9 protein-coding genes are annotated in these 14,891 nt (G+C 67.5%); 8 read left to right on the top strand and 1 reads right to left on the bottom strand.

All coding sequences use genetic code 11. The features are described from left to right. The first annotated feature begins 2 nt into the window (after positions 1 to 2). From ACOABP_RS31480 to ACOABP_RS31445, 8 genes are all read left to right on the top strand, one after another. Entirely contained in the window at positions 3 to 1,070 is a 1,068-nt protein-coding gene (locus tag ACOABP_RS31480) for a hypothetical protein (RefSeq protein WP_474231748.1), read from the top strand. A 288-nt stretch (positions 1,071 to 1,358) separates the two neighbouring features. Then, the gene (locus ACOABP_RS31475) at positions 1,359 to 4,457 is read left to right on the top strand and encodes an ADP-ribosyltransferase-containing protein (protein ID WP_474231747.1); all 3,099 of its coding nucleotides are present in this window, start codon (positions 1,359 to 1,361) and stop codon (positions 4,455 to 4,457) included. Between the two features lie 32 nt (positions 4,458 to 4,489). Continuing rightward, positions 4,490 to 4,861, top strand: a complete 372-nt coding sequence (locus ACOABP_RS31470) for a hypothetical protein (RefSeq protein ID WP_474231746.1) — start codon at positions 4,490 to 4,492, stop codon at positions 4,859 to 4,861. A gap of 9 nt (positions 4,862 to 4,870) precedes the next feature. Then, positions 4,871 to 5,332, top strand: coding sequence for a hypothetical protein (locus tag ACOABP_RS31465; RefSeq protein WP_474231745.1), 462 nt, complete (start codon positions 4,871 to 4,873; stop codon positions 5,330 to 5,332). 10 nt (positions 5,333 to 5,342) lie between these two features. Beyond that, entirely contained in the window at positions 5,343 to 7,139 is a 1,797-nt protein-coding gene (locus tag ACOABP_RS31460) for an ADP-ribosyltransferase-containing protein (RefSeq protein ID WP_474231744.1), read from the top strand. 29 nt (positions 7,140 to 7,168) lie between these two features. Continuing rightward, a complete protein-coding gene (locus ACOABP_RS31455; protein WP_474231743.1) occupies positions 7,169 to 8,239 on the top strand; it encodes an ADP-ribosyltransferase-containing protein in 1,071 nt (356 codons plus the stop codon). Further along, positions 8,236 to 12,792: an ADP-ribosyltransferase-containing protein gene (locus ACOABP_RS31450; RefSeq protein WP_474231742.1), complete on the top strand. Its 4,557-nt coding sequence runs from the start codon at positions 8,236 to 8,238 to the stop codon at positions 12,790 to 12,792. The genes ACOABP_RS31455 and ACOABP_RS31450 overlap by 4 nt, the downstream gene beginning before the upstream one ends. Before the next feature lie 80 nt (positions 12,793 to 12,872). Beyond that, on the top strand, positions 12,873 to 14,369 hold the full coding sequence (locus ACOABP_RS31445) for a ParB N-terminal domain-containing protein (RefSeq protein WP_474231741.1): 1,497 nt from the start codon (positions 12,873 to 12,875) through the stop codon (positions 14,367 to 14,369). Between the two features lie 91 nt (positions 14,370 to 14,460). Here ACOABP_RS31445 and ACOABP_RS31440 read toward each other — a convergent pair whose 3' ends face one another. After that, the gene (locus ACOABP_RS31440; protein WP_474231740.1) at positions 14,461 to 14,805 is read right to left on the bottom strand and encodes an H-NS histone family protein; all 345 of its coding nucleotides are present in this window, start codon (positions 14,803 to 14,805) and stop codon (positions 14,461 to 14,463) included. Positions 14,806 to 14,891: the final 86 nt, after the last annotated feature.

Here is a 14,891-nt window from a genome sequence, read left to right as displayed (position 1 = left end):
GCTTGACGGACACCGCCTTTCCCAACGGCCTCACAGGCACCGCACTGGGCACCACATCGGCTACCACACCCGGCACCCCGCGCGCGGTGAGTGTGGGCTCGGTGACGCTGCCGGCCAATATGGCCGGACCGTTCGCGCAGCTGCGCACGCGTGGCGCACGCTGCCTGATCGCCGGCGCGGTGACCGCTCTCGCGGGCGGCGCGCTCGTGGCCGCCGGCTGCTATGGCATCGCGGGCGCGGGGCACGTGCTGCCCAGCGCCTTGACAGCGGTCGATATCCCCGCTGGCGTGCACGCGCTGCGTTATGGGGGCGGGGACCTGAGTGCGACCGTGGCGCTGGGGATGGATACGCTGGTCTCGCTCGGTAGTACCGTCCTGCGCTATGGGATGGGCGTGACAGCCGCTGCCGCGCTGATCCGGGGGATGTACACGCTGGTGTTTGGTCGTGTCGCTGACGCCGATCACGCACAGGGCCATGGTGCCCGGAACGATTCGGCTCTGGCTTCCTTGTTGACGGGCCTCGCCCTGACGATGGGGGCGTGGGGCGCGCCCCTCATGATCGAGGCGATGACCGGCAATGCCGGGCTGGGCTCCGGGGGCAACGTCGTGTCTGCGATCCGGTCCGGTTCGTTCGAGCCAGCCATGGTGGAAGCCGGCAGTGAGCAGCCGCACGCCATTGCGTACCTGATGGCGCAGCGTGACCAGTGGCAGCTGCAGCGCCCGCGCAATGACACCACCAAGGCGCGTGACGCGGCCTATCTGGCGAGCCTGCGCGAGCGGCTGGCGAGCCTGCCGGCCGAGTCTGCCGCCATCCCTGCCGACCCGGCGATCCGCTACGTGATGGAGCGCTCGGCCTTTGGCGCGGCGCAGAGCGTGGCGGCCAAGACCTATGTGGCCGAGACCGCCGCCGCGCACACCCGTGCGCAGCAGCGGGGGCGCATCGCACTGGCCGTGGGCGCGCTGATGCTGACCGTCGGGATCGGCCTCGGCGGGGTGGGCGGCGCGATCACCGCGCGGGTGCGCCGCGTGCAGGCGTGGCTGCCTGCCGGGACGCCGGGCAGCGCCCGCTGACCATCCCGACGCTGCCAGCCCAAGGCCCGGCCCTGACCGGGCCTTTTTTGTTGGGTGCTGTGATGAGGTTGCCGGTGCCTACCGTGCGGGCGGGCGTGGTGACGCCCCGCGCCCATAAATGCAATTAATCGTCAGCCTGTCATGGATCACAAGAAATAAATGTTTTTCCAGTGTGTCCATGCACCGAAACCTCTGTTTTTAGGCTGCAATGTCCCATGATTGTGGGAAGTCCCGATAAAATCGCACCATCCTGATTCCCCCGGGGCGTCTGTCGACGTCCTTTCCGGCATGGCCGCTGCCGCTCTCCCTGCTGATCTCCCCGCTGACGTCGCCGCCGACGTTCCCACTGACGTCGCCGCTGCCGCGTCCGGCGCGCACGATCCCGCGCCTGTCACCGGGCCCGGCACCGCTGCCTTTGAGGCGTGGTTCAGCGGCTCGAAGATCATTGCCGATGGCGCACCGCTGGTGTGTCTGCACGGGACCACGGCCGATTTCAGTACCTTCGTGGCCCACGCCCCGGTGACGGTGTACCGGCTCGATGGCGAGGAGATTGCGCGGGTGGACAGCGTCGATGTCGACGGCGACTGGTCACGTCGCCCGGCAGGCTTTCACTACGGGGCGCTCACCGACGCCGTGCAGCTGGGCGCCGAGGCGGCACTGGCGATGCGCGCGCGCGAAGCCGACGCCATGGCGGCGTACCGGCGGCAGGCCAATCCGATGGGATCGGCCGGTGATCCCGCCCGCGACCCGGGCGACGACACCGAGCGTCGCCTCACGGACCTGCGCCGGCTGCTGGGCCGCACGCTCACCCAATCGTCCGAGCTGCGAGCGTCCGGCGACGGGCACTACTTCACGCCCGATCCCGGCTACAGTTTTATCCGCGATATCGGCCAGCGCGAAGGGGGGCGGGTGCTGCCGGTCTACCTCGCCATTCGCAACCCGGTGTACCTGAACGCCGCGCAGATCGAGCATGCGGGCAGCACGCACTGGGTCGCGCACTACCGGGCGCTCGGCTACGACGGCGCGATCTTCAGCGATCACGCCGACCTGCGCCGGCGGGGCTGGAACGGCGCCACGCAGATCGTGGCGTTCGATGCGCACCAGATCAAGAGCGTGTTCAATGTCGGGACCTACGACGCGGCCAACCCGGACATACGGTTTCGGCGCGATGAGGCGCTGACGCTGCCCCAGACGGTGCCCCAGACAGTGGCGGATGCCCCGACCAACACCCGGCCTGCACCGGTCGCCCCAACGCCGTTCACCTTGCCGCCGGCGATCGGTACCGGGGCGCTCGCGCGCCACGGCATCGCGGTGCCGGCGGCCCAGCGTGCGGCGGCCTTTGACGCTTGGTTCAGGGCCAGTACGATCCGGCGCGCCGATGGCACGCCCCGCCCGATGTTCCACGGCACCACGGCGGATTTCACCGCGTTCGCGGGCAACCGCGCCACCGAGAAGGATGCGGGCTGGTATGGACAGGGTATCTACTTCACCGCCGACCCGCAGACGGCCAGCGCCTATGCGCAGTACGAGGACCTGCAGGGACAGGTGATGTCCGGCCCGCCGCGCGTGATGCCGGTCTACCTTGCCATCCAGCGGCCCTATCTGTGGCCGGCGCAGCGCGCCGCCGCCACCACGCCCGAGGAAGCGCGGGCGATTCGCGCCGAGCTGGAAGCGGCCGGTTTTGATGGCGTCGTGGTGGCCAATGCCTACGCCGACCCGGAGGTGGCGCCCCACTACGAGGTGGTGGCCTTCCACCCGGCGCAGATCAAGGCGGTGCACAACGTCGGGACCTTCGATCCGGCCAGCGACGACATCCGCTTCGCCCGCACGGCGCAGGCGCTCCCCCCCGCGCCCGCTCCCGCCCTCGCTACCGCACCGGCGCTCCCCCCAGCCGCCGCACCGGCACTCCCCCCAGCCGCCGCCCCGGCGGTGACCGACAATGCGTGGTTTCGCGACTGGTTCGGCGCGAGCCGGGTGGTGCGGGACGGGCTGCCGCAGGTGGTCTACCACGGCCGGGCGGCGGACTTTGGCCGCTTCGACATGACGCGGGCGGGCGAGTTCGGCGACCGCTTTGCCGACGCGGCCTTCTTCACGTCGAGCGCGCGCGTGGCCAGTGGCTACGCAGTGCGCCTCAAGAACAATCCCGCATTCATGGACCTGATTGCCGAGGAGGACGTCTCGCGCCAGCGCTGGGCCAAGAGCGCACTGGACGATGGGGTCGGCTCGCCGCGCTACATCGAGGTGAAAGCCGCGCATGATGCGGTAGCCGCGCGCCGGCAGGCGTTCGCGCACGCGATGCATACGTTCGCGGAGCCGAGCGCCGGGGCCAATGTCGTCGCGGCCTATCTTTCGCTGCAGGATCCGCTGGAAGTGGACGCCCGTGGCCAGCTCTACTACAAGGATCAGGTGACCGCGCGGGCGATCGCGCAGGGCTTGGCCGAGGGGCGCGACGGCGTGATCGTGCGCAACGTGCGGGACTTCGCCTCGACCGAGACGGCCGAAGCGGCGGACGTGTTCGTGGTGTTCGATCCCGTGAACATCAAGAGCGTGTACAACCATGGCACGTTCTCGCGGGCCGACGACGACATCCGTTTTGCGCGCCACGCGCAGCGCACGCTGCCCGCGCTGACCGTTCCCACCGTGCCGGCCGGCACCGCTGCCGCGACCGCAGGGCAGGGGGCGCAGAGTGCCATACGCCAGTATCGGAAAGAGGGCGCGTTACGAGGTGACGCGTTTGATGCGTGGGCGCGTGACAGCAAGATCGTCGATGACGCGGGCGTGCCGCTGGTACTTTTCCACGGCACGAAATCGGATTTTTCCGCGTACGACACCCAGACGTTCGGCGCGAGCGATGACGGCCTCTTGGGCCCGGGCTTCTATTTCACCTACAACCCGGAAGAGGCCAGCAGCTACGCGCTCAATGACCAATACGGGCAGGGCGATACGCCCAACGTCCAGCCGGTCTACGTGTCCCTCAAAAACCCCTTCGTGATCTGCCATGGGCAGCTGCCGGACGGCCGCACGATCCGGGACCTGCACAAGGGCATCGGTGTGACCGCCGCCGGCGGGCGCGCCGTGCGCGCGCTCGCAGAGGCGGGCGACCATGACGGCGTGGTGTGGACCCATCGCGACGGCAAGATCCTGCATGTGGTCGCATGGCGCCCCGAGCAGATCAAGTCGGCCATCGGCAATGTCGGGACCTACGACCCGGACAACGTCGACATCCGTTTTGCTCGCGACGTGACAAAGCGATTGCCGCCGGAAATGCCTCCCTTGGCTTTCAACCATAACGTGGCGGGAAACCATATCGCGGCCGATCTTGCGGATAAGCAACACGTGGCCGTTCTGCCGCGTAGGCGCGCCGATCGCGACAGCTGCGAGCCATGAATCGCTTTAAAACCTGAAGGAAGAGGAGCCCCATGGCCTGCTACCAGCACAAGGTGAAACCCCCGACCCGTGCCGAATACGACCTGTGGGTCCGCATGGGATACCTGCGCTCGTGGGAAGAATTCTGCGAGGCCAAAAGCCGCTCGGTCGGGCAGACGATGATGGTGTGTGGACAGCTCGGCGAGCACTGCGCCGACTGTGCCGCCGTCAGTGGCTTCCTGTGCGACTACCCGGTGGGCGAGGGCAAGACCTGCGACCGCCCCATGTGCGAGGACCACGCGCACGAGATTGGTCACGAACTGCATTACTGCGAGGCCCACTACCAGATGTGGCAGGCCTTTCGCGACAGCGGCGGCGTGGATGCCGCGCTGCGCAACGTCATTGCGATTCCGCAAGAAAAATAGGAGCTGACCATGGCAAAGAAACGGGAAGTGATCGCCCTGAATGAAGTCTGGCACGTCTGGGTCGGCGAAGCGCCCGCCGTGCGCGTCGCCAACGAAAGCGAAGCGCGGGCGCTGATGCTGCGCGAGGGGCGCGACTTTGCCGAGGCGAACAGCTTCGATCGCCCGGACACGGCTTGCCCCGTGGTCGAAGTGCTCTGGAACGAGGCGCTGCCCGAGGGCGAGACCTGCCACCAGACGGTGCACTCGCCGGTGATTACGGTGCTGCGCCGGGGCCAGCTGCGCCGGGTGGTGAACCACCTTTCGCCCTCCAAATTCGAGGGCAAGGCTCGCGGCTGGTATGCCTTGGAGCCGCACCTGCCGGCGTGGTGGCCGCGACAGTATCTCGCCGGCGTTGCAGACCCCGATACGCTGGTCGCGCGTGGCGCGTCCTCATGGCTCGCGCAGATCGACGCGCGCTGGCCGGCGCACTGAGAAGACCAACATGGACAAGGATGCGATCACCGTGCCGGGGCGCTCGCCGCTCGCACGCGGTGTACTGCAGCGCCATGGCGTTGTGGAAGCCGAGGCTGCCGTGCGCCAGCACCGGAAAGACGGCGCATTACGAGACGCTGGCCGCGCGGATCCTGCCGATGCCGGAGCGCTCGGGGATCCCGAGGCCGATCAGCACGCCGATCTGCACGCCGATCCGGATGCGGACCACGCCGCGCAGCTGGAGAAAACCGGGTTCTGGGGCCGCGCCGGCGCCGGCGCGATCATCATGGCGCGCGACACCGGTCGCCTGCTGATGCCGGAGCGCTCGGACGAGGTGCTGGAACCCGGCACCTATGGCACATGGGGCGGGGCCATCGATCCGGGCGAAGACCCCGCGCGCGCGGTGCGGCGCGAGGTCATGGAAGAGGCCGGCTACGACGGCCATGTCGAGCTCGTGCCGCTGCTGGTCTTCGAGGCACCGGGCTTCCGCTACCACAACTATCTGGCCATCGTCGACCACGAATTCACCCCCGAGCTCAACTGGGAAACCGCGTCGGCCGACTGGCGCGCGGCCACCGACTGGCCCGCGCCGCTGCACCCCGGGGTGGAGGCGCTGCGGGCCGACCCGGCATCGATGGCGACGCTGGCCAAGGAGCTGGGCCGGATCCAGTACGCCCGCTGGGAAGCCAGCGCCGCCAACACGGCGGCGCCCACTGCGCATCGCGACAGCGCGGCATTTGCCGCTTGGATGCAAGGATCCTGCGCCATCGATGCGAGCGGTGCACCGATGGTGTTTTTCCACGGTACCCGCGAATCGTTCAGTCGCTTCGAGGCCGGCCGTGGACGTTCGGAGTCCCCCGACCCGGGGTTTTTCTTTACCACCGATCCGGCGGTGGCCGCCCAGTACGCCGGCTGTCACGAGCGTTTTCCCGCGCCCGACATCGGCAGCGTGATGGCCGTGCATCTGCGGCTGGTCAACCCACTGGTGCATGACTTCGCAGGCGGCAAACATGGCCGCAAGGAAGTGATCGCCCGGGCAATTGCCGGCGGCCATGACGGCGTCGTGATGCGCAATCACTTCGATGTGGGCGGAGTCGGCGACCAGTGGGTCGTGTTTGCGCCTGAGCAGATCAAGAGCATCTGGAACACAGGGACCTTTGACATGAACCATCCTGATATCCGTTTCGCGCGGGATACCGCCGCGACACTACCCGCCGCACCGGTCGTGCCGGTCGCGCCGGCCACACCGTCGGCGACGTCCCATGACGGCATCGGCTCGACGCTCTTTCGACGCTGGTTCGACCGTAGCGCCATCGTGACCCCGGAGGGACAGCCACAGCTAATGTACGTCGCCACGGCGCCGGACGGCGGCACGATCGAGCCAAGCCTCACAGGCGGGCTGGGGGAGGGTATCTACCTGAGCAGCGACCCGGACGAGGCCGCGCTCTGGGCCCCGCGCCAGATTGGCGAAACCTGTCACGTGCGCCCCGTCTTCGCGGCGATCCAGAATCCCTACCTATGGCAGCCCGAGGACGATCATCGCTGGCCGACCGAGGTGAATGCCGAGGCGCGTCGTGCGGGCCATGACGGCATTCTCAAGCCCTATGCCAACGGCTGCGAAGCCTGTGCGTTTGCGCCCGAGCAGGTCCGCCGCGCCGACGCGGCCGGGCCTGTGTATGACGGCCCCCATGTTGCTCCCCATGACTATGCGCGCGACGCCGGTCGTGTCATGGTGGTGGCCCCTGCAACCCCGTCCCAGCCGTCCGGTCCCGTGAAGGCCGTGCGGGACGACAGTCTCGAACCCTGATGTCGCACCCTGATTTCCCCGAGCGCCCGATGCCCTTTGCACGCTGGATGTCCCAATCCCGGTTGCTTGATGCCGCTGGCGCACCACTGCCGGTCTATCCGCGTGCAGTGGCACCATCGGCGCCGCCCACGTACCCGGCCGCGTCTGCGGCGCCACACCCGGCCGCGCCGTTGCACTTCAGCGTGGACAAAGACGGCGCCGCTGGCGTGGCGGCGAGCGCCGAGCCCATGTATCTGGCCATGCGAAATCCGTACATCGTCTGGCAGTCGCTGCATGCACACGGTCTGGCGCGACCGGACTACCTCGACGGGCTGCGACACAAGGGGCATGACAGTATCCTCGTGCTGGACGATGCGGCCGATGCGATCGACCCGGACATGCGGGCGTTACGCGAGACCGCCGTCGACCTGATCGTGTTCGAACCGGAACAGGTCCGCACGGTGCGCGAGGTGGAGGCCGAAGCACGGGCCGCCCATGCCGCCACCGTCGCGGACTGGAACCGTCCGGCCGCCATGACGCTTCCCGCGTTTGCCGCGTTTTTCTCGGGCTCTCGCGTCATGCATGCCGACGGGTCGCCGCTGGTCACGTACCACGGCACAGCGGGGACGTTCGACCAGTTCGACGCCGCGCATGCCGGGAAGACCTTCCGGATCGACAAGGAAGGGTTCTTCTTTGCCGAGAATCCCACGGAAGGGATGGACGCCGACGTCGCGGCCAAGGCCGCCGCTGCCACATGGGGAGACGAAGGCTGGGGCCATAACCTCCGCCCTGTGTTTTTGGCGATCAAGAATCCGCTGGTGGTCGGGCCGACGGATGTCCAGTGGCCGTACGAAGGGATAAGACGCATGGGCGGCACGCGACTCTTTGACAGCAAGGAGCGCGCCGCGCTGTTCGAACAGGCGCGCCGAGGCGGCCACGACGGGCTGTACTTCCCGTTCGACGAACACGGCGTGCTGCAGGGTCTGTGGGTGGCCCTGCGGCCTGAACAGATCCTGAGCGTGTTCGATCCGATCGCCCTCGGCCAGCACATCGCCTATACGCCAGCCTCGCGGCAACCGCGACCGGCGGCCAAAGCAAGCCCGGCGGAGTTCGCCCCGTGACCGGCACGATGGGACCTGTCACCTTGCTGCGCGAGCCGGATGGCCGTCCGCTGCGCGTCTTTCACGGCTCACCCGCTGGGCACTTTGCACGCTTCGAGCGGGCCTACGAAGGCCGCAACACCGGTGCCGCCAGTGCGGAACACGCGCTGGGCGGGTTCTACTTCTCCGACAACCCCGACATCGCCGACACGTACGCGCGCACCCACGAAGTCGAGCTCGCCAACGTAGCCGAGCAGGCGTTTGGTGTCACACCGCGCGACGGGCTGCCGCTGTCGACGATCTACGCGTCGTATCTGCGCATGGCGCACCCTTTGCACATCGATGGCTACCCCAAGCCCGCCGATATCGCGCGGGCGCGCGCCGGCGACCACGATGGCGTGATTGCCCGTGTGGGCCCCAATCGCGAGTTTGTTGTCTTCCATCCCGAACAGATCATGAGCATCTTCGATCCCGACGTGGCGGCCGCGCACGTGCAACGTGTGCCGGGCCTTGAAACCTTTGCGCCGGTCGACACCGAGAGCGCGCCATTTCGCGCGTGGTACCGGGACAGTATTTTCGTGGACGAATCGGGCAGGCCGCAGGTACTTTTTCACGGGGCTCAATCGGATTTCAGCGTTTTCTCAGAGGACCACATCGGGACGGGCGTGGACGAGCTCAGCCGCATCGGAGACTTTGGCGACGGCTTCTACCTGACTAATGACGCGGCACTGGCCTCCGTCTTTGCGCAGCGCGAAGGCGAGACCGACGGCACCGGGGCGGTGGTCATGCCCCTCTACGTCTCCATGCAGAACCCCATCCGTTCGGAAGACCTGTTCACGATCGAGGGCGTGCAGGCGATGCTGGTGGACCCCTATCCCGGTGACAGCGTGCGGGATCTGGTCGAGGCGGCCGGCTATGACGGCATCCTCGTCGATGGGGGGCGCGAGATCGTGGTGTTCCGGGCCAATCAGATCAAGAGCGCACTCAGCAATCGCGGGGATTTCAGTCTTGCGGATCCCGACATCCGCTTTGCGCGCACCCGTGTGCGACCATTGCCGGCGACCGGCCGGGAAGCGGGCGCCGCATCGGACGCCGGCACCGTGCACCAGCTCTACGACGGGTCGCGTGCGCGCTTCACGCACATCGCGCCGTCAGCCCGGGGCTTCTACGGAGCCGGCATCTACCTGACCGATGAGGAAGCGACGGCGCGCGAGTATGCCGAGGACGCCAGCGGCACCGGCGCGCCGGTGGTCTATGCCGCCGAGGTGCGCATGCAGCATCCCTTCGTGTTCGAGGCGCCGGAGGCGATGGAGGAGCCCACCAGCGACACCTTGGCCAAGCATCTGCTGGAAGGTGATGCGCTGGCCAGCGCGCTGCGCACGCTGCAACTGCGCGGCGAGATCGGCAGCGTCCTGCAGGACGAACTGGTGCGGCGCGGCTACGACGGGCTGATTGTGCGCGTGCCCGACACGCCGACCGAGTACATCGCCTTCACCTCGACACAGGTCTCGGTGCGGCCGCTCGCGCCGCATCCCACCGCGACGTATGCGGCCGGGACGGCAGGCTTCGACGACTGGATCAAGGGCAGCGCCGCCACGGATGCCGAGGGCCGGCCCCGGATCCTGTACCACGGCACGTCGGAATCGTTCGCACGCTTTGACCCGTTGCGCAGTGGTACCCAGTCCAACACCGGGGCGCCGCAGGGGACGTTCTTTTTTTCGGAAAGCCCGGAGATTGCGAGCAGCTACACGGTCGAGTGGCAGGGGGATCATTCGGTGGCGTACCGTGAGGGCGGTAACGTTGTCCCGGCACACCTGCAGCTGCGCAAGCCCCTGAAACTATCGGCCAAGGGCAATGGCTGGAGTGACATCCCCTACAAGGGTCGCACCATCGATATCAACGAGCTGGCGGCGCTGGCCAAGGCCTCCGGCCGTTACGACGGCGTGATCGTGCGGCGCGTGCGCGACAGGGGTCGCGGCGACGTGGCCGAGCCGTTGTCCACGACCTACATTGCGTTCGATGCCGCACAGATCCGCAACGCCATCACGGGCGAGCTGATGGGTGCCGAGCAACTGGCGCTGCGCTTCCGACGCGATGCCAGTACGACGCTCGACGCGGAGGTACCCGCACTGGATCTGGCGATCCCCGACGACGTCTTCAGCACCCTGCGCGAGGTGCGCATCGGGCGCACCACCGTCAGCTACGGGATGCGCCGCGACGGCGACGCGCTGACCCTCAAGGTGTACGCGCTGCGCACGCCGCGCAGCCAGCGCGGCAACGGACACGCGCGCCGCGCGATGCAGGAGGTGCTGCAGCAGGCGGACGCCGCCGGCATCCCGGTCACGCTGGATGCCTCGCCGCTGGACAACAGGACGCGTCTGGACCGCCTCTGCGGCTTCTACCAGTCGCTGGGCTTTGCGCCGACTGGCGGTACAGTGAATGGGCTGGGCCATCCGGTGATGGCCCGGGCTGCGCAGGACTCGCATCTCGATGCCGAAGCGCATTGGCGGGGCCGCGCGCTTGAGACGTGGCTGGGTTCGAGTGAAATCGTGGACGAGCACGGCGCGCCCCTGCCGGTTTTTCACGGTTCGGCGGCGGACATCACAGCCTTTGACCCGCGCCGGTTGGGCGAAGTGACAGAGACCAGTGATGCCAAGTTGGGCTTCTGGTTTTCCGGGAATCCTGCACGCGCCAACATGGCCGCCGCCGATGCGCAGGCCGTCACCGCCGACGACAGCGGCGCCAACGTCCTGCCTGTTTGGCTGAGGATGGAGCGCCCGTTCCACGAATATGGTGCGCTTTACGCGACGCTGAGCGATCCGGAGGCAACGGCCCGCACGCTGCGCCGGGCCCGTCGCGCCGGCCACGATGGGGTGATCTTCTACAACGGCGAGGGCGGGACCAACTTCGTCGTGTTCGAGGCCAACCAGATCAAGTCGGCAATTGGCAATATCGGGACCTACTCCCGATCCACCGATGACCTGCGGTACCGGCGTGACGCAGGGACGAGCGTACGCAAGACCTTGCAGGTGGCACTGCCGCGCACGGCGCTGGCCGCGCTGCAGCCGATCACCGAAGCACAGGCCGTGGCCATGGTCGCCGGCAAGACCGGCAAGCCGCATGGCGTGGATCCCGCGCTGCACTTTGATCCGCGCTTCGCCGAGGCCAAGCGCACCCTGTACGGGTGGGTGCCGACCAGCGCCTTTGTGGCGAACGACGCGGGCGAGCGATACGACGGTACGGTCGACCTCGCGCGCGCCTACGCCTATGCTTCGCAGCCGGCGTCGAATGTCCCACCGGTGATCGCCGTGATCGGGCGACGCAGTGGCATGCTGCACATCATCGACGGAGGCCATCGCCTGAGCGCGGCCCGCCTGCGCGGCGACGCACAGGTGCCGGTAATCGTGCGCGTGCCGGCCGATGCGGAGCTGGTCTACGAAGCACCGCCGGCCGAGCCGGTAGCGGCCCTTGCAGACGAAGGTGCGCCTCCGACCGCCGTCACGCCCACTGCGGAGGCCATTCGGCAGGCACTGGCAGCAGATGATTTTGCGCATCATGTCGACGTGTACCCAACGTTCCACGATGTGCCCCCCTATGTGCAATCGAAGGCACGGCGGGACGCCAATTCTGGCGTGCGCGGTTACTGGGACCCGAGGCGCAACCGTGTGGGGCTGATCGCCGACTATCACGACAGCATCGAGGCGGCGGTGAAAACGGCGCGCCACGAGTTGGTCGGTCACTTTGGTATCGAGCGGATGCTGGGCGCGGTGCGCTTTCAGGAAGTGGTCGCCATGGTCGCTGAGGCCGAGCGCAACGGCAACGCGCTCATCGTCCGCTACGCGGAAATAGTGGACGCGGAGCAGCCGGGCCTCGCCACGCATCGGCGCGCCAGCGAGATCATTGCGCACATGGCCGAGGACAACATCTATGACCACGGGGTCATGCGTTGCGTGTGGGACGGCATGCGTGTGTTCCTGAGCCGCATCGGCTTCATCAAGTCCGATGTCAGCGACGCGAAGCTGTGCCGCCTGCTGCGCGACAGCCAGCGGTACGTGCGGACTCTGCGTTCCACGCCCGAGGCGGTACCGCCGGCGGGAGCGAGCCCGGTACCGGGAACAGTGCCCCCGCATGCCACGCAAACGGTCGCTTCGGCATGGGTGCCCAGTCAGACTTTCTATGGTGCGATAGGGGCCGACGAATCGAATGCGGATCTCCTGCGCTCACTCGGTGTGGAACTGGGGCCCTATGACCATGTCACGGGGCGTTTCCCTGCCCGGTTCACACCGGAGGCCAAGGCCGCGCTGGACACGTTGACGGCCGACTTTGACGTGCGGGCGATCGCGGTGCACCGAGGGGCGGAAGTGGGCTTCTTCAGCCCGCGTCACCGGAATGCAGAGTGGCTGACGCAGCGCCGGGCTGTGCTCGACTGGCAGCTCGCAGGGGAGCGCCCGGCGCCGCAACGCACGCGGCTTCAGGCCGAGCGCCACGCCGTGGATGGCGCACTGGCTGAGCTGGCCACGGCCAAGGCGGCTCGCGTGGTCCGCCCGGCAACGGATGACTTCGCCCCGGCATAAGCGGATGGCCGGCCGCGCCGGCCTCCTGTACCCTACACTGTGGATGCGCCGAGCGTGGGGCGCCCCTCTCAAGACACCGAATGATGAAAGACAACGAGTCCGATTCCCTTGACCGCGACGCACTGATGGCAAGGGTGGCCGCCAAGTACGCGACGGCTGCCGTCGCGGTCGATGGGCGCACCGTGGGGGACACGATCGCCAACACCGGATCGGTCAGCGCGTCGCTGGACGATTATGAAGTGCTGCCCGGCGTGCGCGAGATCCCCATGGCGGCGTTCGACCAGCTCGACGGCCCGGTGACGTTTGCGAGCGTCAGCGAGGAGACGCGCACGCGGGCGCTGGCCGAAGCCATCCGCCAGAGCGGGCACATCGATCCGCTGATCGTGATCGAGGATGGCGAGGGGCCGTATGTGCTGGAGGGCGGTCACCGTTTTGATGCCTTGCGCCTGCTGGACGCACGCGCGTTTCCAGCGATGGTGGTGCTGGATATGGCGAGCCTGTTGGAGCGGGGCGTGCATGCGTTGCCGTCCGGTGCGGAGGACTTCGCGCGGTTTTTCCGCGCGAGTCAGTTGGTCGATCTGCAGGGAAAGCCACTGAAGGTGTTCCACGGCAGCAACCGGGTATTCGACGCGCTGGCGCCCAGCGGTTCCGGCAATATGGGCTCGGGCTTCTACGTGACCACGAGCGCGCAGGCCTCTGGCGTCTTCGGCTACCGGGCATCGCTGCGCGACGAAAGCAGCGGCCCGGTCAGCCTGCCGTTCTATGTGAGGGCGGAAAAGCTGCTCAACGTGGATGTCCTGAAGCCCAGCGATATCGCGAACCTGCGTCGTGCGATTCCTCGCACCCCGGAGGGTCTGGTCAACTATGGCGCGGTGGTGTTGTCCTCGGACGTCCAGTTCTGGCAGGCAGACCTCGACAAGCTGCACGCGGATCTCGATCGCGGGCATTTCTCGCCGGTGCGTTTGTCGGGAATGTTCATGGGGACGGGCCGTGAGGTCGACGTACTGCGCCAGCTGTACGCGGCGGCTGGGTATGACGCCATCGGGCGGACGAGCGACGCGCTCAAGAATGAGGAAAACTTCTTCGAGGTGGTGGTGTATGACGCAAGCCAGCTGACGTATGCCATCCCGGTGCCGGCTGACGGCGTGAACCGCATGCCGAGCGTGCCGACGCCGGTCACGTATTACGGGACCATCGAGGCGAAGGAAAGCGATCGGACGTTGCTGGCATCCTTGGGGGTCGAGCTCTGGCACTATGAGCACGATCGCGGCCGCTTCTATGCCTGCTACGAGCCGGATGTCCACGCTGTACTGCAGGAGCACAGCAGCGACTTCGTGGTGCGCACGACGGCCGTCCCGCGCGTGGCGGAGCTGACCGTCTTTCGGGCCGATCAGTCCGTGCCGGAATGGCTGCCACAGCGGCAGGCATTCTTGGACTGGCAGGTGGTGCGGCGTGGTCGCGGCTATACCGGGACCTACGACGTCGAGCGGGCGGCCATTGCGCATGCCCTGCGTGCGCCGGAACCGGGTACGGGCACTGCCGTGTCGGTCCGGGACGACCACCCGGCGTTGGGATAGCAGCTGGGCTACGCCGCATGTCTCGGAAACAAAAAATGCCGTCGCGAGACGGCATTTTGTATTGGGCGGGAGGACGCCCGCGCCGTCGTGCTCAGGCGGTGGTAACCTCGGCACCTTCGCCGATCAGGAAACGTTGCGGGCGCGTGCCCAGCCACTTCGGTGCGCGGCCACGGCCGGACCACGTTTCGCCCGTCTTGGGATTGCGATATTTCGGCGCCAGCGGCGCTTTCTCCGCCTTGGCAGCCTTCGGCGCCTTGTTGCCCGACCCAGCCGGACGACCACGGCGACGCGGGGTGAGATCTTCCACCGTCAGGTCATAGTCGGCCATCAGTTGCTGGATCTGAGCGATTACGCCGGCGACTTCTTCCGCGCGCATTTCTACCAACTTGGCTTCCAGTGCTGCTTTTTCCGCGAGAAGCTGTTTGTACGTTGCCATCTTGTGATCCCCGTTTGATTGTGGTTGGTTGGTGGGTTTTTGGGTTGGTTAAAGCCGGTGCGATATCGATAAAAACAAAAGACAGC

It is taken from the genome of Cupriavidus sp. HE11, from assembly GCF_056097175.1.
The sequence above is the reverse complement of the archived record's forward strand: the minus strand, read 5'-3'. Positions and strand labels throughout refer to the sequence as shown.